Origin of the sequence: Halomonas sp. LC1, from assembly GCF_030247125.1 — a bacterium.
Taxonomy (GTDB): domain Bacteria; phylum Pseudomonadota; class Gammaproteobacteria; order Pseudomonadales; family Halomonadaceae; genus Vreelandella.
This window is the reverse complement of record NZ_JASSPG010000006.1, coordinates 248,000-273,896: the sequence shown is the minus strand read 5'-3', so window position 1 is coordinate 273,896 and position 25,897 is coordinate 248,000. Positions and strand designations below refer to the sequence as shown.

Annotated in this window: 28 protein-coding genes and 1 pseudogene; 7 read left to right on the top strand and 22 right to left on the bottom strand. The window is 59.1% G+C overall.

The genetic code is table 11. The annotated features are described in order from the left end of the window. Nucleotides 1–19 precede the first annotated feature (19 nt). Nucleotides 20–733, top strand: a pseudogene (locus QIT27_RS11835) (metal-binding protein ZinT). Between the two features lie 340 nt (nucleotides 734–1,073). Here QIT27_RS11835 and QIT27_RS11830 read toward each other — a convergent pair. The 3 genes from QIT27_RS11830 to QIT27_RS11820 form a co-directional block, all read right to left on the bottom strand. Next, on the bottom strand, nucleotides 1,074–1,430 hold the full coding sequence (locus QIT27_RS11830) for a DUF1826 domain-containing protein (protein WP_350338773.1): 357 nt from the start codon (nucleotides 1,428–1,430) through the stop codon (nucleotides 1,074–1,076). 70 nt (nucleotides 1,431–1,500) lie between these two features. After that, a complete protein-coding gene (locus tag QIT27_RS11825; protein WP_285263931.1) occupies nucleotides 1,501–2,337 on the bottom strand; it encodes a metal ABC transporter permease in 837 nt (278 codons plus the stop codon). Next, complete coding sequence (locus QIT27_RS11820) at nucleotides 2,327–3,073, bottom strand: metal ABC transporter ATP-binding protein (RefSeq protein WP_285263930.1); 747 nt, start codon at nucleotides 3,071–3,073, stop codon at nucleotides 2,327–2,329. The genes QIT27_RS11825 and QIT27_RS11820 overlap by 11 nt, the downstream gene beginning before the upstream one ends. Nucleotides 3,074–3,185: 112 nt before the next feature. Here QIT27_RS11820 and QIT27_RS11815 point away from each other — a divergent pair, with 112 nt between their 5' ends. Together QIT27_RS11815 and QIT27_RS11810 are read left to right on the top strand one after the other, a co-directional pair. Further along, on the top strand, nucleotides 3,186–4,193 hold the full coding sequence (locus tag QIT27_RS11815) for a zinc ABC transporter substrate-binding protein (RefSeq protein WP_285263929.1): 1,008 nt from the start codon (nucleotides 3,186–3,188) through the stop codon (nucleotides 4,191–4,193). A 124-nt stretch (nucleotides 4,194–4,317) separates the two neighbouring features. Next, nucleotides 4,318–4,734: a hypothetical protein gene (locus QIT27_RS11810; RefSeq protein WP_285263928.1), complete on the top strand. Its 417-nt coding sequence runs from the start codon at nucleotides 4,318–4,320 to the stop codon at nucleotides 4,732–4,734. Between the two features lie 37 nt (nucleotides 4,735–4,771). Here the strand turns inward: QIT27_RS11810 and QIT27_RS11805 are convergent, their stop codons facing one another. From QIT27_RS11805 to QIT27_RS11790, 4 genes are all read right to left on the bottom strand, one after another. Continuing rightward, a complete protein-coding gene (locus QIT27_RS11805; protein WP_008958845.1) occupies nucleotides 4,772–5,020 on the bottom strand; it encodes a YkoF family thiamine/hydroxymethylpyrimidine-binding protein in 249 nt (82 codons plus the stop codon). Between the two features lie 36 nt (nucleotides 5,021–5,056). After that, on the bottom strand, nucleotides 5,057–5,869 hold the full coding sequence (locus tag QIT27_RS11800; protein WP_285263927.1) for an alpha/beta fold hydrolase: 813 nt from the start codon (nucleotides 5,867–5,869) through the stop codon (nucleotides 5,057–5,059). Between the two features lie 104 nt (nucleotides 5,870–5,973). Next, nucleotides 5,974–7,020 (bottom strand): DNA polymerase IV, encoded by a 1,047-nt coding sequence (dinB, locus tag QIT27_RS11795; RefSeq protein ID WP_285263926.1) that lies wholly within the window; start codon nucleotides 7,018–7,020, stop codon nucleotides 5,974–5,976. A 63-nt stretch (nucleotides 7,021–7,083) separates the two neighbouring features. Next, a complete protein-coding gene (locus QIT27_RS11790) occupies nucleotides 7,084–8,562 on the bottom strand; it encodes a protein adenylyltransferase SelO (RefSeq protein WP_285263925.1) in 1,479 nt (492 codons plus the stop codon). Between the two features lie 70 nt (nucleotides 8,563–8,632). On the opposite strand from QIT27_RS11790, the gene QIT27_RS11785 reads away from it, so the two are divergent. After that, nucleotides 8,633–9,286, top strand: coding sequence for a DNA-3-methyladenine glycosylase (locus QIT27_RS11785; protein WP_285263924.1), 654 nt, complete (start codon nucleotides 8,633–8,635; stop codon nucleotides 9,284–9,286). On the opposite strand, the gene QIT27_RS11780 is transcribed toward QIT27_RS11785, so the two are convergent. Continuing rightward, nucleotides 9,283–10,149, bottom strand: a complete 867-nt coding sequence (locus tag QIT27_RS11780) for an NAD-dependent protein deacetylase (protein ID WP_502875204.1) — start codon at nucleotides 10,147–10,149, stop codon at nucleotides 9,283–9,285. The two genes, QIT27_RS11785 and QIT27_RS11780, sit on opposite strands and share 4 nt — an antisense overlap. A 96-nt stretch (nucleotides 10,150–10,245) precedes the next feature. On the opposite strand from QIT27_RS11780, the gene QIT27_RS11775 reads away from it, so the two are divergent. Further along, the gene (locus tag QIT27_RS11775) at nucleotides 10,246–11,418 is read left to right on the top strand and encodes a UbiH/UbiF/VisC/COQ6 family ubiquinone biosynthesis hydroxylase (protein WP_285263922.1); all 1,173 of its coding nucleotides are present in this window, start codon (nucleotides 10,246–10,248) and stop codon (nucleotides 11,416–11,418) included. Between the two features lie 40 nt (nucleotides 11,419–11,458). Here the strand turns inward: QIT27_RS11775 and QIT27_RS11770 are convergent, their stop codons facing one another. Next, entirely contained in the window at nucleotides 11,459–12,154 is a 696-nt protein-coding gene (locus QIT27_RS11770) for an aspartate/glutamate racemase family protein (protein ID WP_285263921.1), read from the bottom strand. Between the two features lie 80 nt (nucleotides 12,155–12,234). Further along, on the bottom strand, nucleotides 12,235–12,888 hold the full coding sequence (locus QIT27_RS11765; protein ID WP_285263956.1) for a DsbA family oxidoreductase: 654 nt from the start codon (nucleotides 12,886–12,888) through the stop codon (nucleotides 12,235–12,237). A gap of 98 nt (nucleotides 12,889–12,986) precedes the next feature. Here QIT27_RS11765 and QIT27_RS11760 point away from each other — a divergent pair, with 98 nt between their 5' ends. Continuing rightward, on the top strand, nucleotides 12,987–13,403 hold the full coding sequence (locus QIT27_RS11760; RefSeq protein ID WP_285263920.1) for a hypothetical protein: 417 nt from the start codon (nucleotides 12,987–12,989) through the stop codon (nucleotides 13,401–13,403). Nucleotides 13,404–13,444: 41 nt separating this feature from the next. Here QIT27_RS11760 and QIT27_RS11755 read toward each other — a convergent pair whose 3' ends face one another. From QIT27_RS11755 to QIT27_RS11705, 11 genes are all read right to left on the bottom strand, one after another. After that, nucleotides 13,445–14,407 (bottom strand): ribonuclease Z, encoded by a 963-nt coding sequence (locus QIT27_RS11755; RefSeq protein ID WP_285263919.1) that lies wholly within the window; start codon nucleotides 14,405–14,407, stop codon nucleotides 13,445–13,447. Nucleotides 14,408–14,533: 126 nt separating this feature from the next. Beyond that, nucleotides 14,534–14,827, bottom strand: coding sequence for a HigA family addiction module antitoxin (locus QIT27_RS11750; protein ID WP_285263918.1), 294 nt, complete (start codon nucleotides 14,825–14,827; stop codon nucleotides 14,534–14,536). Beyond that, the gene (locus tag QIT27_RS11745; protein WP_096922274.1) at nucleotides 14,827–15,105 is read right to left on the bottom strand and encodes a type II toxin-antitoxin system RelE/ParE family toxin; all 279 of its coding nucleotides are present in this window, start codon (nucleotides 15,103–15,105) and stop codon (nucleotides 14,827–14,829) included. Before QIT27_RS11745 ends, QIT27_RS11750 begins: the two co-directional genes overlap by 1 nt. 396 nt (nucleotides 15,106–15,501) lie before the next feature. Beyond that, on the bottom strand, nucleotides 15,502–15,825 hold the full coding sequence (locus QIT27_RS11740) for a hypothetical protein (protein ID WP_285263917.1): 324 nt from the start codon (nucleotides 15,823–15,825) through the stop codon (nucleotides 15,502–15,504). Between the two features lie 2 nt (nucleotides 15,826–15,827). Continuing rightward, nucleotides 15,828–16,088 (bottom strand): hypothetical protein, encoded by a 261-nt coding sequence (locus QIT27_RS11735; RefSeq protein WP_285263916.1) that lies wholly within the window; start codon nucleotides 16,086–16,088, stop codon nucleotides 15,828–15,830. An 81-nt stretch (nucleotides 16,089–16,169) separates the two neighbouring features. Next, complete coding sequence (locus QIT27_RS11730; RefSeq protein WP_285263915.1) at nucleotides 16,170–16,694, bottom strand: hypothetical protein; 525 nt, start codon at nucleotides 16,692–16,694, stop codon at nucleotides 16,170–16,172. After that, nucleotides 16,691–17,530, bottom strand: a complete 840-nt coding sequence (locus QIT27_RS11725) for a DUF4747 family protein (protein WP_285263914.1) — start codon at nucleotides 17,528–17,530, stop codon at nucleotides 16,691–16,693. Before QIT27_RS11725 ends, QIT27_RS11730 begins: the two co-directional genes overlap by 4 nt. Before the next feature lie 248 nt (nucleotides 17,531–17,778). Continuing rightward, nucleotides 17,779–18,645: a DUF7281 domain-containing protein gene (locus QIT27_RS11720; RefSeq protein WP_285263913.1), complete on the bottom strand. Its 867-nt coding sequence runs from the start codon at nucleotides 18,643–18,645 to the stop codon at nucleotides 17,779–17,781. Continuing rightward, a complete protein-coding gene (locus tag QIT27_RS11715) occupies nucleotides 18,642–19,895 on the bottom strand; it encodes a hypothetical protein (protein WP_285263912.1) in 1,254 nt (417 codons plus the stop codon). The genes QIT27_RS11720 and QIT27_RS11715 overlap by 4 nt, the downstream gene beginning before the upstream one ends. Beyond that, entirely contained in the window at nucleotides 19,892–20,521 is a 630-nt protein-coding gene (locus tag QIT27_RS11710) for a condensin complex protein MksE (protein ID WP_285263911.1), read from the bottom strand. The genes QIT27_RS11715 and QIT27_RS11710 overlap by 4 nt, the downstream gene beginning before the upstream one ends. Next, nucleotides 20,518–24,180: an ATP-binding protein gene (locus QIT27_RS11705; protein ID WP_285263910.1), complete on the bottom strand. Its 3,663-nt coding sequence runs from the start codon at nucleotides 24,178–24,180 to the stop codon at nucleotides 20,518–20,520. The genes QIT27_RS11710 and QIT27_RS11705 overlap by 4 nt, the downstream gene beginning before the upstream one ends. Nucleotides 24,181–24,269: 89 nt before the next feature. Between QIT27_RS11705 and QIT27_RS11700 the strand changes: the two genes are divergently transcribed. Further along, nucleotides 24,270–25,382, top strand: a complete 1,113-nt coding sequence (locus QIT27_RS11700) for a pyridoxal phosphate-dependent aminotransferase (protein ID WP_285263909.1) — start codon at nucleotides 24,270–24,272, stop codon at nucleotides 25,380–25,382. A gap of 105 nt (nucleotides 25,383–25,487) precedes the next feature. Here the strand turns inward: QIT27_RS11700 and QIT27_RS11695 are convergent, their stop codons facing one another. Next, entirely contained in the window at nucleotides 25,488–25,844 is a 357-nt protein-coding gene (locus QIT27_RS11695) for a RidA family protein (RefSeq protein WP_253019017.1), read from the bottom strand. Between the last annotated feature and the right edge of the window lie 53 nt (nucleotides 25,845–25,897).

Genomic DNA, 25,897 nt, shown 5'->3' with positions numbered 1-25,897 from the left:
CCAACATGGAGAATGAGTGATGTTTGTACTTGCTAACCCGAAAATCAGCACGCTGGCCTTCAGTATTGCACTACTGACCTGCGCTCAAGTCACCCAGGCCAATGACCATAATCACGACCATAGTCATGATCATGACCATAGCCACAGCAACGCTCATGACCATGACCATGACCATGACCATGACCATTCGCATGATAACGATATCTATGCGGGCTACTTTGACGATGACCAAATTGCCGATCGCCCGCTTACCGATTGGGAAGGCGACTGGCAGTCCGTTTATCCTTATTTGTTGGACGGCACGTTAGACCCTGTTTTCGCCCATAAAGCTGAGAAGGGAGACAAAAGCGCCGAGGAGTACAAAGCGTACTACGATACCGGTTACGCGACTGATGTAGAGCGGATCGTCATCGATGGAAGCAGCGTCACCTTCTTTACCAACGGCGAGCCGATGACCGGCGACTACCACTACGATGGCTACGAGATTCTAAATTACGAAGCCGGCAACCGAGGCGTTCGCTTCATCTTCGAACTCGCAGAAGAAGCCGATGACGCACTCCCTCGCTACCTTCAGTTCAGCGACCACAGCATCTATCCGACGGATGCACACCACTACCACCTTTACTGGGGAGATGATCGTGAGGCGCTGTTGTAGGAAGTGACCAATTGGCCAACCTACTACGCTTCATCGCTCAGTGGTGAAGAGATTGTCGATGAGATGCTGTCTCACTAATCTCACTCATTTTTTCCATGAGATACCCCTCCTTGAGCGCTGGCGGCCCCCGCCAGCGCTCTCATTTTATCCCCACCGTTCGCTACGCGCCGCGGCATGATGAGCGTGCAAGCTTTCAATGTGCTCCACTTTCATCTTGCCTCTGCCGAGAAAGCCCGTGAGTAGACGAATAGAAAGGGACGTTGAATCCTATATACATCCAGCCCCCATCTAGCTTGGCACTCATGGTGCTCGTATTTTCCTGGCACTCTTTGCTTCGTTATAGAGCCTGGCAGTGGGCTTTCATATCCGCCTGCCAAGCTCGTGGGCTCACCGGTCCTCTCACCGTCGCCAAAGAGATTTACGCGGGATCGATGCTCATTAGCAGGCGTTTATGGCCATTGTCGAGTGCAGGGCTTCTATGCACCAACCCACGCTCTTCGCTGCCAACCCAACCGCTGCCCTTGATCAAACCAATATCGCCGGGCGCAAGGCGTTGGATGGCAGCAGTGTCAGTGGCAATCTCGGGTTTATCAGGGTGCGGCGCCCCCAGTCCTGTACGGTTGATAGCGTACTCCGGCAACCATTCGCTACCGGGTCCAACATAGGTCGTGACGAGGCGCACCGGCAGGTTGTCGCAGTGAAAGCGTGGGCACATGGCACTGTTAAGCAGGCGCAAGCGAAGACCGACGGTACGCGTCTCGAATAAAAAGGCCACCGCGTCGGCGATATAAGCGCTAGCGCGTGGCGACGAGCCGCCCCAAAGGCCCGCTGTCCGCCCGACTGATTTAGCGCATGGGAACCTTGGGAGTCTCTGATGCAAGGCGCTGACGAAAAACGCGCCAAACGTGAGACATCAGCGTTGCCAATGTGAATAGCAGGGCAGCCAGGGAGACGATGGTCGGGCCGGTGGGGGTATCCAGCAGGTAGGCGCTTTTGAGCCCTGTCACGACCGCCAGCATGGCGACCCCAACGGCCACCATCGCCATGGCTTCGGGCGTCCGGCAAAACGGGCGTGCAGTCGCGGCAGGGATGATCAATAGCGCGGCGATCAGCAAGACGCCCACGACTTTCAGCGCGACGGCCACCACCACGGCCAGTGCCAGGGTGAGCACTAACTGTTCACGACGCGGCTGAATGCCACTGGCGTAGGCCAGCTCCTCGCTGAGCGTCGCCGCCAGCAAAGGCGACCAGCGCCAGTACAGCAGTAGCAACACCAGCGCCACGCCACCGCCAATGACCCAAAGATCCTGTTTGCCAACAGCCAAAATATCGCCGAATAGATATGCGTGAAGGTCGATACGCACGCCGGTGAGAAACGACACGGCCACCAGCCCCACTGCCAGCGCCGAGTGAGCCATCACACCGAGCAGCGTATCCATGGCGTAGCCACGACCGCTCAGCAAAGAGACACAGGTCGCCATCAGCAGTGCTACCGTCAGCACACCGAGGAAAATCGAGATATTCATCAACAGCGACAGCGCAACGCCCAGAATGGCCGCATGGGCCGTAGCGTCGCCAAAATACGCCATGCGTCGCCACACCACGAAGCAACCCAGCGGTGCGGCCGCCATGGCCACGAGCATGCCCGCCAACAGGGCACGCCACATAAAATCATCCAGCATGGGCGGCCTCCTGAGACTGCTGATGATAGAGCGCCAGCGTTTGTGCGGCTTGATCACCGAACAGCGAGCGATAATCCTGCGTCGAGGCCACGTGCTCAGGCTTACCCTGGCAACAGACACAGCGATTGAGACAAAGCACGTGATCGGCGGTCTGCATCACCACGTGCAGGTCGTGACTGACCATTAGCACGGCGCAGCCGTAGGTGTGGCGAACGCGTTCGATATGGCGATAAAACGCCGCCGTTCCTCGGTGGTCGAGGCCTTGCGTCGCCTCATCGAGAATCAAGATGTCGGGCTTGACCAGGAGCGCTCGCGCCAGCAGCACGCGCTGCAACTGCCCGCCAGACAAATCGCTCATATTGGCCTGCAAAAGCGTCTCGGCCCCGGCGTCTTTTAGCGCGCCGTCGACCTCTTGACGAGAATGGCGGCGCGGCAAGTTGATGAAGCGCTGGACCGTCATCGGCAGCGTCACATCCAAATGGAGCCGCTGGGGTACGTACCCAATGCGCTGTTGTGGAGCGAGGGTGACACTGCCCGAGGTGGGCTTCACCGCACCGATCAAGGTTTTTACCAGCGTCGATTTGCCCGAACCGTTAGGGCCGATTAGCGTGAGCACCTGCTCACGAAACAGATCGAAGTGAATATTCTCGAGAATCTGCTGCCCACCGAAGCGAACGTTCAACTGACGAACGCTAAGTACCGCTTCACGATGGGGGGAAGATGCAAGTGACATCATAGCCATCCGCTCTTGACGTATTTGTTATGTTATAACATAAATATAAAGACAAGCGATACTCGAATGTCCCTCCTTGTCTCGTTCACTCACCCCCGTTTCATCAGGAGCTCCCATGCCATACCGCTTAACGTACTTCGCGCTGCCATTACTGACGGCCTTTCCCCTAGCAACCTTGGCGGAAGTGCCCCGCGTTGCGGTAGATATTCCCCCGGTGTACTCGTTGGTGGCGACCGTCATGGGCGACGTGGGCACGCCCGAGCTGTTCATTCAGCCTGGCGCCTCTCCCCACGGCTATTCGCTGCGCCCCTCGGAAGCCAGCGCGCTGGACAGTGCGGATCTGGTGATATGGGTCAGCGATTCGCTCACCCCTTGGCTGGAAGGACCGGTAGAACATTTAGCGGGAGACGCACACCACCTAGAGCTGATGGACGTGCCCGGCATCACCACACTGGCATACCGCGAAGAAGCGACATTCACGCTGGATGAGGGGCAAGCTCACGAGCGCGAGCATGGACATGACCACGCACATGCGCATGCCAAGTCTCATGACCACCACGATCATCAAGATCACCACGGCCATCATCACAGCCATACCGGCACGAACCCGCACGCTTGGCTGTCACCCTCGAACGCGCGCCAGTGGCTCACGGCGATCGCCGACCAGCTAAGCGACCTCGATCCGGATAATGCTGCCGCCTACCGTGACAATGCTGCACAAGGACAAGACGCGCTGATCGCGCTGGAACAACAGCTTCAGGAGCGCCTCGCCCACAGCGCCGACACCCGCTTCATCGTGTTCCACGATGCGTACCAGTATTTCGAGGAAGCCTTTAACGTTCAGGCCGCAGGCGCCATTTCCATCGGCGACGCGTCTGCACCTAGCCCAGCACGCATTGAGGCGTTACAAACGCTGGTCAATGAAGAGAATATTCAGTGTGTCTTCAGCGAACCGCAGTTCAACCCGCAGATGGTCAACAACGTGTTTGGCGATACGTCAGCATACTTGGGTGTGATGGACCCTCTTGGCGTGGGCTTGACGCTGGATGCGGGACTGTATGCGGCGTTACTGGAACAGCTAGCCGGTGAGATAACGCGCTGCACGCGTGCTGAAAGTGCGTAATACTCGTCTTTCGTGCGAGTGATCAAAACGTAGCGCTGCGAATGGCGTGCTGCGCGCAGCGTTACGTTAGTCAGTAGGGGAAAGAAGTCGGGCTGGCATGGCTGACCAAGGAAAAGGCGTACATATGAAAAAAGCGGTTTTCGTCGCGTTTGGGATAGCGCTGCTCGCCCTCTTCGGCATCGGTACAAGCCTTTACAGCACCCTGCAGGCGCCTGCCAGCGTCTCGGTGGTTAGCCCGATGGGCGGTTACGTCATCGAATCCGTGAGGGTAACCGGGCTGCTTGCTCCGCTGGGCGGCGTCGCTTACCTGCGCATCATCGACCGGAAAACGCCCTCGACCGTTTACCGCACGCCGCTTTTCGCCACGCAGCACATCGACTTCTCGAAAACATCGGAGGATAGCCGCTACCTGGACGCCATCGTTTGGGTGCGCTTCGATAAACAGGCGCAGCATTTCTCCATCGGTATGCCGCAGTGGCGCGCTGATTGGCGCAACCGCTTCATCAGCAACACGCCCTTCAAGGCAGGTGGCAACGGCTAGGCTGGGTTGGATGACGTTAGGCCAGCCATGGAGGGATTTACCGGGGCCGCCGGTCACCCTCTAAAAAGTTAGCCGTAAACACGGCTTTGCCGTGGGTCTCGAACGACCATTTCATCACGTCGCTCAGTGCCGCCATTACCTCATCGAACTCTCCAAACACCTGGGTGCTCATTCGGTTGGGGTGAACCTCCAGCCCGGTGGCCTCTAAACGTTTGACCACCTCTTTCACCACGGGCTTGAAATCATCGGCCAGCGGGTAGTAGCTCAGCTGTACGGAAAGGTACATATCGTCTCCTTAATCGCCTCTATGGCTGCATTGCTTCTATGGCTGTACCGTTTGAAACTGCTGCCACGCGGCCAGTATCGCCGTGCGCGTCTCTTCCGGGTGTTCCATCGGGAACATGTGCGTGCCGGGCACCATACTCACCGGCAGCCCGCGTCGAGCGATGCGCTTGAGCCGTGAAGGCGTCATCAAGTGCGACTGCTGCCCCGCCACCAGTTGGATGGGTACGCCTACGCGCTGCGGCAGGTTGGAGAGGTGATCCGGCAGGTGGCGGAAAATCTCCAGCTCGATGCGCGGGTCAAAGGTCAGCTCGGCGCTACCGTCATCTAAAAGCCGCGTGCCTGCTTCAATGTAGTCGTTGAGCGCCTCAGGGGTAAAGCGACGAAACAGCCCTCGCCGCCGTAACGAGGTCGCCATCGCCTCACGGCTGGGCCACACGCTGCGCCGCCCTTTGGTTTTACCCGCCGGCGTAATGCGATCCATCAGCCCAAACCGCTTGGCCGCTTTCATCGCCCAGGCATCCGGCCCCAGCATCAGCGGCGGGTCGAGCATAATCACGCCACAAAAGCGCTTCGGCTGCTTGTCGGCGGCCATGGCCATCAGCGTGCCGCCCAGCGAATGCCCGACGCCCAGCAGCGGCGCGTCGGTATCGGGGAGGTAGCTAATCAGCTCCTCCACCAAGTTGCCCCAGTTGTGGTTCACCGGGTAATCCGGATGGTGGCCTAGCCGATCTAGCGGGTGTAAATCGAACGACTCTGCCAGCGGGTCTAACAGGCTGCGGTAGCTCAAACCGGGAAAGCCGTTGGCATGGGCAAACACTAAGCGGGGGCGTTGGGTGGCATCGGCAGGCATGGCAGGCTCGCGGTTAGGCTAACGGGAAGAAGCGCTATCTATCATACGTCTGTTTTAACGCGAGCACTGAAACCCGTCAATCCACCCAAGGATTAACAGGCTAATTAAAACAGCGAGAGCTGCTGGGCAGCGGTCTCTTCCGCCAAGCGGTAGCCCACCCCCAGCAGGCGCACGGGGCGCTCGCCCCTTGCCCATCCCACGTTCAGCAAGGTTTCGAACTGTTCCAAGTTGGGGGCGGGGTCGGCGTGTTCGACGGTGGTTTGAGTGAAGTCGTTGAATTTGATCTTCACCATTACTCCTCGCACGGCGGGTGCCGGGTCTAGGCGGGCGTAGCGGCGCTCTAAATCGCTAATCAGCTCGGGGAGCTGGCGGCGGCAGGCTTCCAGGGTGGGTAGGTCTTGGGAGTAGGTTAGCTCGGTGCTGATCGACTTGCGCTCGCGGTGGGTTTTAACGGGGCGCTCATCGCGCCCATGGCTGAGTTCATGCAGCCGATGGCCAAAGCGGCCAAAGCGCTCTACCAGCTCGGTAAGCGGCCGGGCGCGCAGATCCGCGCCGGTCTGAATGCCCAACTCCGCCAGTTTTTCAGCGGTGCGCGGCCCTACCCCGTGGATTTTTTTCACCGGAAGCTGCTGCACGAAGGCGTCGATATCGTCTGGCGTGATGACAAATAGCCCATCGGGCTTGCGCCAGTCGCTGGCGATCTTGGCGAGAAACTTGTTGGGTGCCACGCCCGCCGAGACGGTAATGCCTACTTCCTGCTTCACCCGATGGCGAATGGCTTCAGCCATGCGGGTGGCGCTGCCGTGGTGAAGCGTGACCTCCGAGACATCCAGAAAGGCTTCATCCAGAGAGAGCGGCTCGATCAGTTCGGTGACATCGCGGTAGATAGCAAACACCTGGCGGGCAACATCTTTGTACTTCGCCATATCGCCACGAATCACCGTGAGGTGGGGGCAGCGTTTGAGCGCCTGAGCCATGGGCATGGCGGAGTGGATGCCGAACTTGCGCGCCGGATAGTTGCAAGTAGCGACCACCCCGCGTTGCTCCACACTGCCGCCAATGGCAATGGGGATATCGGTTAACGCGGAGTTATCGCGCATCTCTACCGCCGCATAGAAGCAGTCACAGTCGCAGTGGATAATTTTGCGCACAGGCCGACCTTGCCTCCACTTTTACCTGTAAAAAAGCACAGTTTATCACAGGGTGTGCAGCATTTACGTACCACAAAAGGTGCGCAACACCTGCTCGCTTTCCGTGGCCGGAGCGGCCAAGCGGCGCGCTTCTTCGGATTCATCAAAGGGCCGCGTGACCGCCGCGAGCAGCGTGTGGAAAGGCGCGAAATCACCCTCTACCGCCGCATCGATGACCTCTTGAATGCGGTGGTTGCGGGGAATCACCACTGGATTGGCGTGGCGCATGGCCTCCAAACGCTCACTCTGCTGGCTCGCTTGCTGGGCGTTTTCCCAGTCGGCCAGCCAAGCGGTCAGGCCGTCGGGCTGAGTGGTTAGCGCTAGCAGCGCCTCTTTTTGGGAATGGGCTGACGAGTTCTTTCTCAGCGCTTGCGCATAGTGCGTTAGCGCGTCGAACGTCGCGGTCATATCCATGCGGCCTTGATGCATCTGGATTTCCAGCGCTTCCATCAGCGCCACGGCGCGGTCGCTTTCTGGGGCAAGGCCCAGCTTATTAGCGTGCAGGCGGCGCTGCTCGGCGCTAAAGCGGATTGTAAAGCCGCGAAGCACCTCGGTGGCTTGCTCTACCACGGCATCGCCCTCTTCACGCATGAGCGGCAGCAAGGTTTCGGCAAAGCGGGCTAGGTTCCACTGGGCAATGCCCGGCTGATTGTTGAAGGCGTAGCGCCTGCCCTGGTCAATGGAGCTGTATACCTTCTGTGGGTCGAACTGTTCCATAAACGCACACGGGCCGTAATCGATGGTCTCACCGGCAATACTGCAGTTGTCGGTGTTCATCACCCCGTGAATAAAGCCCAAGCTCATCCAACGCGCCACCAGCGTCGCTTGGCGGGCGGTCACCGCCTCCAACAGCGCCAGGTACGGATCGTCAGCGTTAGCCGCCTCTGGGTAGTGGCGGGTAATCACATGGTCGGCCAGCGCTTTTAGCGCGTCTTCATCGCGGCGAACGGCGGCAAACTGGAACGTGCCCACGCGAATATGGCTACTGGCCACGCGGGTCAGCACGGCCCCCGGCTCGGCCATTTGGCGCACCACGCGCGCACCGGTGGCAACGGCAGCCAGGGCGCGAGTGGTAGGCACGCCCACGGCGGCCATAAATTCACTCACCAGATATTCCCGCAGCACCGGGCCAAGGGGCGAGCGGCCATCGCCACCGCGAGAAAACGGGGTGCGCCCGCTGCCTTTTAGCTGCACATCACGGCGTATTCCTTGTTGATCCACCACTTCGCCTAACAGCAGCGCGCGGCCATCGCCAAGCTGCGGCACGAAGTTGCCGAACTGGTGCCCGGCGTAGCCCAGCGCTTTAGGATCGGCACCCGGCGGCAGCTGGTTACCGCTGAACCATTGGGCCAGCGTGGCGTCGTCGGGCCGGGTTTGCATACCTAGCTGCGCGGCCAGGGCATCGTTAAACGCGATCAAGCTGGGCTGTGCCACGGGCGTAGGCTGGCAGGCCACCCATAGGGGCTCTGGCAGCGTGGCAAACTGGTGTTCAAAGGTCAGCACGGGCAACTCCGCTTTTCAATTAATGGCCTACAGAATACCCTAGCAGCTTACTCAAGTAATTGGCGATAGCATGCCGCAGAGAGACACGTTAACCCCTGTTAAGTTACCAATAGAGCAAGAGGCGCTCACGCCCCTGCCCCAGGCCTTCTACAACCGCGATACGCTGGAAGTGGCCCGAGACCTGCTGGGCTGCTGGCTAGTGCGCCAGCTCGATGGCGAGCTAATGGCCGCGCGCATTGTGGAAACCGAGGCCTATCGTGGCTCGGAAGACTCCGCCTGCCATGCCCACCGGCGCAGAACGCCACGCACCGAGGCGATGTTTGGCCCGCCCGGTCACGCCTACGTCTATTTGGTGTACGGCATGCACTGGCTGCTGAACGTGGTGACCCAGCCGGAAGGCAACCCCTGCGCGGTATTGATTCGAGCGGTAGAGCCGGTGATCGGCGAGCCTGCCATGCGCGCATGGCGCAACGTGGCGGGGCGTAATCTAAGCAACGGCCCCGGCAAACTGACTCGGGCACTGCGTATCGATAACGCCCTCTACGGCCACGATATGACGCAAAACGGCGATCAGGCGAATGGGCTGTGGATTACCTCTGGCGAGCCGCCCAGCGCGATTGCCAGCGGTCCCAGAGTCGGCATCGATTACGCCCAACCCGCCGACCGCGACGCCCCCTGGCGGTTATGGAGCGAGAGCAACCCGTGGGTGTCGAAAGCGCGTTAAGCGCCCTTCAAGCACGCCACCGCCTGCTCCAACACCGGCGTTAGCGGCGCACGCCACTGGTGAGTCAAAAACGCATCGGCGCGAGTCACACCCAGCGAGAGCGATGCTACAGGCAGCCCCATGGCGTGGGCATCGCGGCAGAAGCGGTAGCCGGAATAGACCATCAACGACGTCCCCACTGCTAGCACCGCATCGGCTTGCTGCAGCGCCGCCTGGGCCGCCAACCGCCGCGCCGGGGGCACCACATCGCCGTAGTAGACCACCTGCGGTTTGAGGATGCCCTGGCAGCGGGGGCAGTCCAATACGTTAAAGGTGGAGAAATCGGTTTCCAGATCCGCATCGCCATCCGGCGCGTGGCGGGCCTCCAGCGCGGCAAAGGCTGGGTTCATGCGCGCCATTTCACTGTGCATGGCGTGGCGCATCATTTGATAGCCGCAGGCCATACAGGCCACCACATCGGCCCTGCCGTGAAGATCGATCACCTTTTTCGAGCCCGCCCGCTGGTGCAGGCGGTCCACGTTTTGCGTGACCAGCAACTCCACATGCCCCATGGCCTCCAGCTCTGCCAACGCCCGATGTGCCCCGCTCACTTGGGCTTCGCGCATGGCTTTGAAGCCCACCAGCGCCCGCGCCCAGTAGCGCTGACGAACGGCGAAGGAGCTCATAAAATCACCGTGCTGCACCGGCGGCGGGCGCTTCCACTGGCCATCGGCATCGCGGTAATCGGGAATTCCGCTGTCGGTACTCACCCCCGCCCCGGTAATCACCCAGAGTTTGGGGTGGCGTTTGATGAACGCGGCCAGCGCTTCCCCGGCCACCTGGCTGCTCTCGCGTTTTTCTGTACTTTCCACGGCCTGCGTCAATGGATCACCCTAGGCAATACTGCGACAAGTCAACGATACTGTATGACAATATAAGCACATGCAATGTGCCCTCGATAGCGGAGTAAGGAGCCTCTCATGCAGTGGGATCACGAGATTATTATTGTCGGTGGCGGCATGGTGGGCGCGGCCCTGACGGCAAGGCTCGGCCAGGCGGGCATTTCCGTAGGGCTCGTCGAGCGCGGCAGCGCCCCGAAACCCGCCAGCGGCGACTACGACCTGCGTATTTCATCGCTCAACGCCCGGTCGCTCGCGTTTGTGAAAGCTAGCGGCGCGATACTGCCTGGCGAGCGCTGCTGTCCGTTCCGACATATCGATGTGGCGAATCAGGATGGCACCGGCCACTCCGTGTTCTCCGCCGAAGAGAGCGGCATGAACGACTTCGGTATCTTTATCGAAAACCGCGCTTTGCAGTACGCCCTGTGGCAACGCCTGGAAGAACTGCCCAGCGTGACCTGCTACACCCAGTGTGCCCCGCTCAGCACCATGGCGGCCACCACCGCCCGCATGCTAGAGCTGGATAACGGCAAAACCCTAAGCGCCCGGCTGATTGTAGGGGCCGACGGTGCGCGCTCTACGCTGCGAGAGCTGGCGGGCATTGGCGTGACCAGCTACGACTACCACCAGCGGGCGATGATTATTAACGTCGAGACAGAGCTGCCCCAGCAGGACGTTAGCTGGCAGTGCTTTACCCCCAAAGGGCCGATTGCCATGCTGCCGCTGCCCGGCCAGCGCGCCTCGCTGGTGTGGTACGACAGCGATGAAGCCACCAAAGCCCGCGAACAGCTCTCCGACAACGCGCTCCAGCACGCCATCGAAACCACCTTCCCCAAGCGCCTGGGCAAGCTCACCCGTATTGTGGCGCGGGCCAGCTTTCCCATTAAGCGCCAGCACGCCAAACGCTACATCGGCAAACGCCTCGCGCTGATTGGCGATGCCGCCCACGTAGTGCACCCGCTGGCCGGGCAAGGGTTGAACATCGGCCTACACGACGCCGACACCCTGGCCGAGCTGATCATCAAAGGCCGCGACCCCGGCGACCACATCAGCCTGCACCGCTTCGAATGCCAGCGCCGCCTGGCCAACCAAGCGATGATTGCCGCCACCGACAGCTTCCACCACCTGTTCACCGGCGCAAAACCGCTGCGCCAACTGGGCGATCTCAGCCTGCATTTGGCCGAGCGAGTGCCGTTTGCTAAACGTATGATGATGCAGCAAGCCAATGGGTTGAATCCGTTTAAAATCGGCTAATGCCGACTGTCACAAAAGGGGCGAGGACGTCAGTGACTGACTAACCACGCCCCAACGCCCGCTGAACCGCCTGCTCCGCATGGATCTCAGTGGTATCGAACAGCGGCACGCTCGTATCCGCTTGCTGAATCAACAGACCAATCTCTGTACAGCCTAAAATCACGCCCTGCGCGCCGCGCTCAGCCAGCGAAGCGACGATATCCAGGTAGTCAGCTTTGGCATCTGCCTTCACTACGCCCAGGCACAGCTCTTGGTAAATCACCGAATGCACGCGCTCGCGCTGTGGCTCGTTGGGCACCACCACCTCGATGCCGTGACACTGCAAGCGCTCGATATAAAACGCCTGCTCCATAGTAAACCGCGTACCTAGCAAACCCACGCAGGTAATGCCCTGCTGTTGCAGCACCTGGGCCGTGGCATCGGCGATATGCAGCAGCGGAATGGAGACCGCCGTTTCCAGCGGCTCAGCCACCTTGTGCATGGTGTTGGTACACAGCACCAGAAAATCGGCCCCTGCCGCCTCGACCGCTTTACCCGCCGCCGCCAGTATCTCAGCGGTAGCCTGCCAGTTGCCTTGATGCTGTAGCGCCTCTATCTCGGCAAAATCGACGCTGTACAGCACCACTTTGGCGGAATGCAGCCCGCCCAGCGCCTTGCGCACATGCTGGTTGATGAGGCGGTAATACGTCTGCGTGGACTCCCAGCTCATACCGCCGATTAAGCCGATGGTTTTCATAGGGTCGCGTTCACAAGTTGGTGCTTGGAAAAGGATAGGCTGAGAGTGCTACCCCGCCTTCAGGCGGGGCTTCTCACACATTAGCTGTTAGCGTTCTCTTCGGCCACCTGACGCAGCGCATCGACCAACACATCGGCGGGCTGGGCACCCGAGATCAGGTAGCGGCCATCGAGAATGAAGCCCGGCACCGCGCTCACCCCCGCGTCCATAAAGCGCTGTTCTGCCTCGCGTACTTCCTCCGTGTATTGGTCAGAGCGGGCAATGGCTTCAGCGGTGTCGCCGTCCAGCCCAACCTCAATGGCCTTCTCGCGAAGCACCACTGGGTCGGCGGGGTTTTTCGCTTCACCAAAATAGGCCTCAAATAGAGCCAACTGAAGCGCCGTCTCTTGGTGTTGAGTTCCGGCCCACGCCAGCACGCGGTGGGCGGCGAAGGTATTGTTCGCCCGGCGCTCCAGGGCACCCCGGAAATTCAGGCCAAGCTCTTCGGCAGCGGCCATGATCTCGCGCTGGGACTGCTCCATGGTGGCCGCGTCTTTGCCGTACTTGCGGCACAAGTGTTCCAGAATCGGCTCGCCTTCAGGCGGCATATCGCGGTTCAGCTCAAAAGGCTGCCAGACCAGCTCAACGTCGATCTCGCCCTTGAGTGTCTCTAGCGCTTGCTCCAAACGCCGGTAGCCAATGGCGCACCACGGGCAGGCCACGTCGGATACCAGGTCGATTCTTACCTTTTGCATCATGGAACTCCTCTTCGACATATTCCAACATTCGATCCAACTAACAGCATGGTACGTGTATATAGTGAGTAACGGCAGTACCGATGACGGAGGCCACCATGGAAAAAGCCGCGATAGCACTCATCGCCGTGTTGCTACTAAGCGGGTGCAGCAGCAACGCCGCGTCACCTAGCGCGCCTGCTACGGATACGGTAACGGAGCAACACCCGCCCCACCATCAGCTAACCGATCAATGGATAGGCCGATGGACAGGCGTAGAAGGATTATTTCTGGACATCAGCAAAGACGAACCTGCAGGCCCCGGCCACTATCTACTTGAAATGCAGTACGGCCTGGATGCTGATCAACGCGGCACCTTCGAAGGCCAAGCAACCGCCGAGGGCATCCGCTTCAACCGCGGGGACGGTCCACAGCTGCTTAGTGCGGGCGACGGCGAAGCCACCGGTATGAAGTGGCTATTGGAAAAGGAAGACTGCCTGGTAGTCGCAACAGGCGAAGGCTATTGCCGCGACTGATCTACCCGTTGGGCTATCAAGAAGTGGCACAGTGACATCGGCTATTCGTACGGCAGTTCAGTCAACTGGCCCACCTTATCCAAGCTGTATTCGCCAAAATCCCGCGCCAAATAGAGCGCGCCTGAATAAACGCTTTGCGCCTCTTTGCGGATATCCTCAATGGAGGGCGAGGTATGGGAGATAAGCGGATAACGAGGGCTGAAGTGGGTTAGCACCAAGTTGGGCAGCTTGATGGCTTGAGCAAACGCCGCCACCTGCTTGCCGTAGCTATGCCCTACCTCACCGGCCTTTTCGGCCATCTCTTCGGTGTAGGTGGCTTCGTGCACCAGCACCTGTGCCCCGGCGCATGCCTCTGCCAACAGCTCGGGCTGGTCGTTATCTCCCGCAATCACCACTTTTCTGGGGGCGTGTTTGAACAGCAGATAATCCTGGCTGCGCAGCTGCTTGCCTTCAAACTCCACATCCATCCCCTGCTTCAACTGCCCCCACAACGGCCCTCTGGGAATGCCTTGCTTATCCAGCTTATCCACGTCCAGGGCAGCCTCCACGTTGCGCTCGGTGAACGCATAGGCATAGCACGGCACACGATGGGAAAGCGCAAACGTCTCTACCGCCATGTTCTCAAGCTCAACGCTGGGCAGGTCGTCCGAGCAGATAAATTCCAGAGCAAAGGGCAAGCTGAGCTGCGTTACCTCACAGGTTGCTTCCAGCCAAGTTTGAATACCCGCCGGGGCCACAATGGTTAGAGGTGCTGTGCGCCCTCCCATGGCCGCACTCGCCAGAATGCCCGGCAGCCCATAGCAGTGGTCGCCGTGTACGTGGGTAATCAAGATGGCTTTCAGCGAATGGAACGACAGCTTCGTATGCAAAACCTGATGCTGCGTGCCCTCACCGCAATCGATCAGGTACCAGCCTTTTCCCTTGCTCTCTCGCAAAGCGATGCCGGAGACATTTCTTTGCTTGGTAGGCACACCCGCGGAGGTGCCGAGGAAGAGTAGGTTCATGGTGTTTTGTGGGGCCATGGAGAGGAATAGCTATTCTCGGAAAATCGCTAGAACGCCTACACCAAGCGCGCCTTGACCATGGAGGCGAAACAGCAATGGAAGAGAAGCAACCATGTTAAGCGATCATCAAGCGGCGTTAAATTCCAGTGGATGGAGATCATCCAGATTGACCGTACTCCGAGCCACCCAAAGATCGTGCATATCTTGCATCGCTAACCAGCTCTCAGGGCTACGCCCCAGCACTTTGGAAAGGCGCAGCGACATTTCCGGGCTAATGCCACTTTCTCCTTTGAGCAGCCGGGACAACGTGGACGGTGAAACGCCCAGACTCGAAGCAAGCTGACGCGAGCTAATGCCAAAGGGTTCCAGATACACTTCCCGAATAAATTCACCAGGATGCGGCGGATTATGCATCGTCATTAGTGATAATCCTCATAGTCAAGAATGTAGGCGTTGCCGTCCTGAAATTCGAACGTCATACGCCAATTTCCGTTTACCCAAATCGACCATCGCCCTTTGTCTTTCCCTTTCAATGGGTGAAGTCTAAAGCCAGGGACGTTCATATCTTCGACTGAAGTGGCGGTATCCAGAGCAAGAAGCTGCATACGTAGCTTCTTGGCATGATCCGGCTGTATGCCAGCGGTGCTGCCAGTCGAGTAGAACCGTTTCAGCCCTTTGTGCCGGAATGATTTAATCATCAAGAAACCATAGCATGATGCGCATCGCGCAACAATAGTCTTGCGCTTATCACCAAGATTGACATCAGCAACGCTTGTTCGAACATCGGGCACATCGACCGATAAGGCCTATCAGCGAGGTGTCATGCGGTACGGTATCAAAGAAAAGCTCTGCCGATGATGCTGGTCTTGCAACAGATCTACATCTCGAGCTGGAGCGGATGCTGGTAATTCAACACCACCATGGCGTTCTGATCATAGTTGTAAACCTTGAAGCACGGCATGCCGACCACTCCTCGTCTGTTTTCCCGATCCTACCAAAACCTAGCTGTCAAAGGGGGTTTTCTACAGCCTCAACGCCGAGCTAAAGGGCGCCAATGGAACGCAGCGTAATTGACGTCCATTTTGAGCGCTGTGTTATGCATCATCCGGTGTATTAACTGGTCCTGAGTCCAATGGATTAATCTGCGCCATTGCCCTTAACACAAGTGGAGCTGAAACCCCCACATTAATAGCCAATATTGGACTTAATACCGTGTTTGATGAGACATATGCATAGGCTAGCCATCCCCCCAAGACAGGCATTACCAAAAATGGAACCCAATAAAGCCAATCCTTCAAGTCTGGGCGCTCAAGCTTTGGCACTTTGTGTAATTCTGCGAGTTCTAATAATTTTACTGCGAAGGCTCCTGATATCGCGAACCAAACAGCAGGGCTTAAATTACTGATAAGCTCACCCATACTTAACCTCCACGGTTTTTAACCGCTGCCATAATTCTTCGTACAGGGCTTGCTTTACTTCGATAAACTTCTCTGTCTGCAAACAGAACTTCACCACGTGTATTTCTTGATGATGATTTAACAAACTGATCACCATGGCTCAGAACGTATGTTTGGATTTCATTGGGGCTTATGCCTGTTTCCTTTGATACACCTCGTACTGTTCGCCAGATGAATTTTTTGTTCTTAAAGGCCTTTTTAACCTTTTCTTCATCAAAAGACATATAACCTCCTTCTAGGTATAACGCTTGCAGTTTCGGCAGTAGTGAACTATAACGGAATAACCTTCCGACAACCTGCACTTGTTAACGTTCATTTGAACTTTTCCTGATCTGAAACCTTGCCAAGAGCATACTCTGCGCCCCCAGCACAACATGCCAACACTCTCTCACTGTCAGGCTAGAAAAGAAGAACAAGAAAAATGAGATCACAAGATAGAGGTAATGGTTCGAGCAGGTTGGCCACACCATATCGAAAACGCCAAGTCCGGCTATCGCCCAAAGAACCAGCGTAACTAATATCATAAGAATGGCCGCCTGAAAGGTGTAAACATATTCAACATACCCACCATCTCGAAAAGACGACAAATTTTCAATTTCTGTGCTTTGGAGCAATGCTTGGGCATTTCCGCCCCAAGCAAAGGACAGCCCAATAAAGATCCCAGCTACTGGTAATAATAACGTAACCGCTGCGTCTTTGAGCGGTATGGGGGTAAGAAAAGCCAATGCAAGACCAACAGCAATATGCAATAGAATCCAACGATCCAGAAACCTTTTAAGACCAGCTCCATTTCCTGAACCTTTAAAGAGCCATGACCAAAACGTAGTCATATTCTATCTTGCCTCCGAATCCGCGCATAAGCTTCACGAATCCTCTCCATTAAACCTTTTGGTTCCTGTCGCTCCTCCTCGTCAAATGCAACACTGACCGGATCGCCTCGTAAATGTCGTGTTACCGGCCGTTGTCCTTTCTCATGCCTTATTCTCGCTGACGCATCATTGCCCGTTGAAGCAACAGATCGAGTCACCTTTTCAATACTATTTCGATCAAGATCCTCGCCTTGAACGATAGTTTTTCCTTTTTGCCCGCCTGTAGCTTCGATGTACTGCTCCATTGGCTTGTGAAAATCAGCCTCAACATCGAAAGGATTTGGCTTGGTAAACTCGACAGTGAAACCAACTACAGAATATGCGCTTCGTATTTGTTTAAGAAAATCCTCCGGGTCCCATATTTCCGATATTTCTATCTTCGCTCCGTAGTCGTACACTGAGGCTTGCTGGTTAAAAAGCTTCTCCAGACTATTCGCTATACCCTTTACTGTGGGAGAAAGCTTTGATTTCGGTTCTATAGCTAATACGCTGTATTTTCTATCAAAGTACACATAAGTAAACGGAGATTCTTCATCATCCACCTGAATAAAATCCCCGGTTTCTTCATCATAGAGTTCTTTGCTTTTCTTGGTTGTCCGACCAGCCGCAAATAAAAGTCCATCCTTCCCCACGTTCAATACATTACCGACGTGCCAAACATAACCTTCTCGAAGCTCTTCAGAAGGCTTGCTCTCGATAACTGAGGTCAAGAACTCTTCTCTTGAAGTTCCATTTTCAAAGAGGGCACCTTGCGCGGTTTTTATTGCTTTTAGCCGAAAAAGATAGATGCTTGGCACGAACTCCCCTCCTCGTTAACAGTGCTTATACGCAAGGCTGCATAACCCCAATAAACGCGCCCGCTTATTCATTAAGGTTATGTAGCCAGTTTTCTCGACTCTATCTCACTGATTCGTCTGAAAGCAAAGAAAAAATAGCCATCTTATCCAAAAGCAGCGCGCTTCCACGCTTTGCTTTGCCCCATCAAACCGCCAGAAACGCACTGCACGGCGGATGCGACACACAAAGCCAAGATGAAAGCAAGCCGCTAACCACCCCCCACAGCCACCAATTCCCCCTCAAACCACTGCTGCTTAAGCCCCCGCTGCTTCTCCAACAGTGCTAAGTAAGGCCTTAGCGGATGTTGAGGCGATAGGCCGACATGAAGCTGTCGTAATCGTCGCTGATAAGGCAGTTGCCCCGCAGGCTGGTGCAGGGGGGTGGCGTGTTGGGTGAGCCACGCGATGTCAGGGAGCAGTAAGTGCGTGGCGCCGCTGTCCAGCGCCAGGGTAATGCCTTTGGCGTCGAAGTCGCCTGCGTAAAGGTGCGGCCTGCGAGTTTTGCGCCATACCTCGGCCAGGTAGGCAAAACCGCCGCCGTAGTGGCTATCGCCTCGGTAGGCGATGAGCGGGTTGGCGTATCCGCTGAGGGCGCTGATGTTCGGGTTGAAAGCGTAGAAGCTGTCGAGGTTTTCCACCTGCACCAGCGCGCCGAAGGCCCCCAGCGTGAGGTGGCGAACGTCCACGTCGCGTATGCAGCGCGGCTCGTTGGAAAGCCCCGAGGTGGGCTGGGGCGGCAGGCTGAGCAGTACGCGCCAGGCACGGGGGCCTTCGCGGGTGGCTTTGTCTTCTTCAACGCCCTCTTTCGCTTGGGCGCTGCTGGGCAGGCCGCTGAGTGAGCGGCCTAGCGGTGCCAAGCGGGCACTCTCTAGTACGTCATCGATCTGTGCCAATAGCTCGGCATCGAAGCGTAGGGCTTGGCTGGAGAGCCGCCTGCCGAGATCGATATCCTGCTGGCGGCACCAGGCCACCACGTCTTCCACCCATTGACCGCGCGTTTTTTCCACTATCGGCTGACGGCGAAGCTGTAGCGCTACGTCATTGAGACCAGAGCGGGCGCGCCCCGTCAGGTTCATACCGCCACCGCCAGGGCCACATCGTGAATCAGCCGCAGGTCGTTATAGGCGCTGGCCTTGCTCTCCTCTTGCTGCAGGCGGAAGGCCTGCTGTTCGCTGCGCGGCAGCCCTTGGTACTCGGCAATGACTTGGAACAACCAAATCTCGTCCGCCCACTCCAGGCCGCTCTCTTGCAGGTACGCCAGGGCGCTGACCGGTTCGGTAGGCGGCTGATCGAGCACTGCGAGGTAGAAGCGTTCCACGTCCTGCTTGAGCGCTTGCTGGCGGGCGGCGGCCAGGCTCTCTTCGGCGGGTTGTACGGGGTTGGCGACCGCGACGTTTTGTGCGGCGTGGCGTGGGGCGGGCAGGTCATGCAGCAGCTCGGCCAGTACGCGGGTATCCAGGGCACGGTCTAGCGCCGGGGCGGCGGCGGGGTTGAGCGGGGTGGCGCGGTTGAAGAGCGCGGGCACCTCGCTACGCTGGGCGTAGTTGCCGGGCACAAAGCCGGGGTGTTCGCGCATGAAGGCGGCCATGCCGGTCATCAGACGGCTGCGGGCCTGCTGCTTGCGAAAGCGCGCCATGAGGTCGATCAGCCGACGCTGCACTTCCCTCAGGCTGGTGTAGTGGTGGCTCAGGCGGTTCTGAAGCTGGCTGATGAGCAGCTTGCGCAGGCTGCCGTCGCTACCCACCAGTTCGATTAGCTCGTCGAAGTCGATCAGCGCAAGGCCATCGAGTAGCCGCACGATCTGCTTTTGGGCGCGGTCGTTCTCGCGGATCTTGTCGTTGAGCTGGCTGACGAAGCCGAAATCGCTATTCAGCCGCTGCCACAGGCTGTCGATGGCGTCGGCAAAGCGGCCGTTGAGATCGTCCACTTCCTGGCGCAGGCGCAGTAGCTGCTGCTCTTGCCGCCAGTGTTCGCCTTTGCTGCGCGCTTCCCGGTAGCTCTCTATCTGGCTACGAATCAGCTCCAGGGTTTCCGCTACGTCGGCATTGACGTGGCGGCGGGTTTCGTCGGCGAGCATTTCGGCGATCAGGTCGCGCACCTTGGGCGAGAGCTTCACGCCGCTTTGCTCGTCGGGCCGCCACAGCACGCGGGCAGCCAGCAGTTTGCGCAGCGCTCCGTCGCTCAGGCCTTCCAGCGGTAAGTCGTCGCGGGTGTAGCCCTGCATGAGGCGCTCGGCGTGTTTGCCCAGCAGCGCCAAGCGCTCCGCGCCGGTTTTCAGCAGGCGGCTCTCCAGTTCGCTCACGCCATTGCCCACACGCTTACTCACAGCAGCGCCTCCTGCGTGCCCTCGTCTCCGTCGGCATCGATCGGCAGGTTCTCTTCGTCGCGGATGAAGCGCACCACATCCACCAAGTAATCCATCTTGCCCGTCACCACGAACACCTGGCGCTCGCTGTGGGGCTGCATCAGGTAGCCGTGCTCCTTCAGCCGCTTGAAAATCTGCTTTACCTGGGCATCCAACTGGTCGCTCTGGGAGCCAAAGAAGCTATCCGTAGCTAGCCGCTCCAGGCGCTCGCGCAGGCTCTGGTTGTCTTCGCATTTGGCGCTGAATTCGGCGGGTTTGAGCACATCGCCGGGGGCCGCCAGGGTGTCGTGGCCTAGCGCTTCTTGCACCAATTGCAGCCACTCCAGCATGGGCAGCAGGCTGTTGAGCGTGTCAGCTAGCTGGCGGGAGAGCTGCTCCCGCGCCGCGTCGTTGAGCTGGCGCCAGGCCAGGAAGTAGACGCTGGCATCCTCGTTGCTGGCCAGCCGCCGGTTGAGCGGGCGTAGGTAGGCGTCGATCGCCTCGCGGGTCTCTTCGTTGGAGAGGTGGCGGTAGGCGTTGTCGTCGCTGACGGCGCAGATGAAGTCACCGGCCAGCAGGCGTTCCAGTAAAGGACCATGTTCGATCATGCGCTGACCTCCTGTTGGCGCTGCTTGATCTTCTGCGCCAGCGCGCTGAGACGCGGCTCGATACGCTTGAGCTGGCGCTGCTGGTGAGTGGCATCCCGCTCGATGAGGTAGCGGTTGGCGAACAGCAGCAGCACGTCGGATTCCGGGTTGGGAAACGCACCGACGATATGAATGCGGTTGCTGTCGCAGGCATCGAACAGTTTTTCGACGTTGTGGTAGGCCAGCGTGCCGATCTCATCGATGGGCCAGTGAATGGCGATTTGCGCCTCGCCGCGCAGCAGGCGGGTAAAAGCAAGCAGGAACTTACATAGAATCAAATACGCCATGCCGTGGCTGGAGGACTCGAGCAGTTGGCGGTCGTTTTTGATGACTAGATCGGTGCCGCCTTCGTTCAGATGCAGCTCCAGGCGCAGCAGGCTTTCGAAACTGTACTGCTGGTCGCTGCGCAGCAGGTCGACCACGTCCGCCAGGGCGTTGAGGTAGTCGTCGCTAGGCAGCGTCTGGCCGGACTCCCGCCACGCCTTGTAGCGCTGGGCGAACAGTTTGAGCGGCTCCCAGAAGCCCAGCTCGTCGATGGTGGATTGAATGCGCACTTCCGCCTTGGTGATGCCTTCCAAGCGCAGGTCGTCGGCGACCTCTTCCGAAAGCCGGCGGCTTTGAGCGCTGATGCGCCGGTTCAGGTCACGGAAAACGATAAAGAACTTGTCCAGGTCGTCGCTGAGGTTGCGCCCCTCTTGAATCAGCTGCTGCTGTTGGTCCTCCAGCAGTTTGAGCATACCGCGCAGCAGCGGCAGCAGTAGCCGGGGGCTGTCGCTGGGCAGCTTGTCGCGCTCGCTTTGCAAGGCATCGGCAAAGCCGCTGCTGGCGTCTTTGATCAGTTGGCTTTCGACCTCCAGACAGCCTCGGCGTAACTGTTCTAGCTGCTGGTGGCGGCTGGTCAGCGCTTGGCGGGTTCGCTCGATACGCTCGTCCACATCCCCGACGCTGGCTTCCGCTGGCGCGCCTTCGGCCACCAGCTCCAGGCTGTCCAGCTGGTTGAGCAGCGGCGTGAGAGTGTCCAGGGTACCTCGGGCGCTGCCGCGCTGGGCTTTGAGGTCGTTCACCGCCTGCTGGTGGGCCTCTCGGGCGGCATTGAAGGCGTTCTTCAGATGCGCTTTATCGCGCTTGAGCTGCTGGTCGCGCTGGGCCAGTTCGGCCTCTTCCGCCACTAGCTGCGGTTTGTGCTGGCCCCATTCGATGCGCATGAAGCGCTGGTACTCGGCCAGTTCCTCCTGGCGAGCGGCGGTGTTGCGAATGCGCTCGTTCTGCGCTTCCAGGCGGGTTTTGGTGGCCTTGAGCTGGGCGGGGTCGACGCCTTGGTCGGCCAGTTCCTGGCTGAAGGCGGCTTCCAGCTCTTCGCGCTGGCGCTGGTGTTCGGCGTTGGCATCGCTAAGCTGCTGTTTATAGGTGCGTAGCTGGGCCTCCAGGCTGTCGAGCTGGCTCTGGGCGTCGGCCTTGAGTTCCAGCAGTTGGCCTTGATGGGTCTCGGCCAGCTCGGCCAGGGCTTCGCGCTTTTCTTCGCGCAGCTCGGCTTGCGCTTGCTCCTGGCGGGCCAAGGCGGCTTCGATATGAGCGCGGCGAGCTTTCTGGCTCTCCGCGTGGCGGGCCTGCTGCTGGCGGCGCGCTTCCAGGGCATACCCGACTTCTTGTTCGGCGCGCTGGAGGGCGAGGCGAGCAGTATCCTGGGCATCATCCGCCTGCTGCACCCGCTCGTTGTGCTGCTTGAGCGCTTTTTCAGCGGCGACGCAGGCGCTTTGGGCGCGGGCTTTGGCACCTTCTGCTTCTTCGATGGCGGCCAGCAGGCTGGCTTCGTCCTGGGCATACTCCGGCAGCGCAATAGCGGAAAGGTCCAGCGCCAGGCCGAACAGGTCGTCGCTGGCGTTTTCCGCTAGCTGCGGGGCGAGGTCGCGGCGCTCCAGCAGCTCGGGGGCAATCACCTTGCCGAGCTGCTGCTCCCAGCCGGGGCGGTGGTAGCGCAAGAAGTAGCGCAGGCTGCCCTGCTCGGGGGTTTGCTGCTGATAAAGCGTGTAGCAGTGCTGCTCGGCGCGCTCGCGTTGTTGGCGGCACTGCACGAGATGCTGCTCGGCGATGTCGCGTTCGCGTTTGTGGGCATCCAGCTCGCGGCGCAGCGCTTCCAGAGTCGCCCCCGCCGCGCTGCGGGCTTGCTGGGCGTCGTCCAGCCGCGCCTGGGCCAGTTCGGCTTCCTGAGCTTCTTCGCGGGTTTGTGTGGGCATGGCGAGCTGGGCTTTTAGCTCGGCCAACTGCTCGACGCCTAATTCTAGCTGGGCTTGGTACTCGCTCTCTAGCCGCTGGCGGGCCTGCTGGTAGCGCTCGTTATGCTGCTGTTCGATTTGCCACTGCTGTTCGCGGCGCTCGGCCTTTTCTTCGACCAGCGCGTCAATCAGCGCCTGGCTCTCTTGGGTCTGGCGGGCGAGGGTATCGGAGAGTTCACGCAGTCGGCCATCTAGGCGCGCCTGGCTTTCCTTCACTGCGTCCTGCATCACTTGCAGGTGTTGCTGCAGCTGGTCGCGCTGTTCGCGCCACTGGGGCAGCGCGTTGATATCCCGCTCCAGGCCGGGCATATCGGCATCAGCATAGCGCTCGAACTGGGTTTGCAGGTCGTTGAGGCGACGCTGGGTGTGCTGCAGTTGGCTTGCCACTTCGCTGTGCTGGTCGTTGAGTGCATCCCGCCGTTCGGTGTAGGCCTGCTCTTCGGCCTGGAATGCCTGCTGGTGGCGATTGAGTTCGCTGTCTACATCGGCCACCCGCCGCTGGGCCTGTTCGCGGTCGTCGGCCAATTGGGGTTTGAGTTGCCACAGGGTGGTGTCGAGTTCGGCCAGCTCGCGGTCGATGCCAGAGAGCTTGGCCAGCGAGGCTTGCAGCGGCTCCAGACGCATGGATTGGCGCATCTGGGCAATCCATTCACGGGCTTTGGCGCTGCGGATGCGGGTGACGGGCAGCTCGACGCCGTCCTCTTCGAAAATCGCCGCCAGCATGGTCTTGAGGGTATCCATCTTACCCTCTTTGGCATGCACCGCCGAGACCAGCTTTTCGATATGGCGAATGCGCCGCTCGGGGTTCACTAGGCTAAACTGAGCGGCGATCTGGCGCAGCCTCAGGCCGTCGCGGCTGTTGCCGTGGAGCTGGGTAAAGTCGTTCTGAATCACCGAGCGGAATTCAGAGGTCGCGCCCAGCTTGGGAGAAACCGGCGTGCCGCTACGGCGCAGCCCGCTGGCCCACTGGGTATAGTCCAGCGCCAGCGGGCCCTGCTCCGTTTCCACTAGGTAATCATCCGGTCGATAAGGTGCGCCCACGAAGCGGTACTCCACGCCACCTTCGGCCTTGCGGGTCAGCACCGCCTGGCAGATATTGCCCGCTTCGCGGCGGTATTCGTACACCAGATAGCTGTTCCGGTGGGGCAAGTAGAACGCGTCGAACTTCATACGCGTTTTGGGCACTACCTTGTTAGGTAATTCGCCGTAAAACACCGGCACCAGCCGCTGCAGCGTGGTTTTACCGGAGGCGTTGGTGCCGCAAATATTGGTGTGGCCATCCACACTGAGTTCGACCACCCCGTTTAAGTGGCCGTGAATCATCACGATTCGCAATAAGTGAGCCATGCCGTATCCTTGGACGGGTATTGTCATTGCCGTTCATGCTTTCATTACTGTGCTAGGCGACAGTTTACGCTATCTGATTTGGAGACGTTATGCCCCGCTACCCCGAGCATCTTACTGGCGAAGGCCCGGCCAACCCGTTCCCCGGCATTAAAGTATTGGAGCGTCGGCTTGGCCGAGAGATCCCGCACCGGCTGGGCTCTAACGAGGGGTTAGACATGCCCCATCGCGCCTTGCGGGAGCACTTTGGAGATGCGGTGGCGCAGCACGTTTACTGTTATGGCGATGCCGAGGCGTTCGGAGTGCGCCAACGCTTGAGCGCACAGCAGAACATTCCCCTGGAGCACCTGCTGGTGGATGCCGGTGCCGATAGCTTGATCGCTCTGGCGCTGCGCACTACCTGCACGGCGGGCGATGCGGTCGTGAGTACGGCGGGCACCTACCCTACCTTCGGTTACTTCGCCAAAGGCCAGGGCTGCCGCTTGATCGAGCCAAGTTACCATGAAGCGCCCGGCGTACTCGCCCCGGATTTAGAAGCGCTGGCGGCGGCGGCTCATCAAGAAGATGCGCGGCTGGTGTATTTGGCGAACCCCGATAACCCCAGCGGCCACCTGCACAGCGATAGCGCGATTCTCAAGCTACGCGAGGCGCTGCCGGAGGCGTGCTGGCTGCTGCTGGATGAGGCTTACGGCGATTTTCGTGACGACGCGGGCAGCGAGTTCCTCGGCCAGGCGCTTCCGGGGGTGATTCGCCTGCGTACGCTCTCCAAGGCCCACGGCCTTGCCGGGATGCGGATTGGCTACGCGATTGCCGAGCCTGACGTGTTGGCGATGATGATGAAGGTGCGTATTCACTACGCGGTGTCCTCGTTCGCCCAGGCAGCGGCCGAAGTCGTGCTCGATCACCCGGAGGAAGTACAGCAGCACATTGAAGCGGTGAAAGCCCGCCGCGAACAGCTGGCGCTGCACTTTATCGGTCTGGGTGCCGACGTGCTGCCCAGCGCGACGAATTTCATCGGCATTCGGCTCTCCAGCGCGGAGTTGGCAGCGGCGGTTCACCAGGAACTGCTAGCCGAAGGTGTATTGGTGGCCCGCCTCGCCCACCCTGAACTGGCCAACGTGATTCGTATTACGGCGGTGGAAGCAGCGCTGGAGCCCGGCAGGTTGGCCGCGCTGGAGAAGGCAGTGGCAGAGGGAGTGTGCTGATTCGGGGAGAGCGTTAATCAAGGCTAGCGTTGATACAACCGCCCGCAGCGACGCATTAGTCGCTGCGGGCGTGATCATCTAGCGAACGCGGCGGTAACGCCTGGCTCAAGCGTCAGGCAGTGCTGCGATCACCATAATTTCTACTTTCCACTCGGGCTTGGCCAGTTTGGCTTCCAGCGCCGCACGTACCGGCGGACGCCCCGGCACCACCCAGGCTTCCCACACGTCGTTCATTTCCGCAAACTCCGCCATATCGGTCACCCACACCTGAGCAGAGATCAGGTGCTCTTTAGAGGTGCCCGCCTGCGCCAGCAGCTCATCAATGCGCGCCAACACCTGCTCGGTTTGGCCACGCATGCCCACCGTGGCGTCCGCAGGTACTTGGCCCGCAAGGTAAACCGTTCCATTATGAACAGCCACTTGGCTCATACGTGCATTGCTTTCGTGATAGGTCACGCCCATGGGGGGTATCTCCAGCGAAGATGTGTATGTTATTGAGTTGATGTGCACTTAAG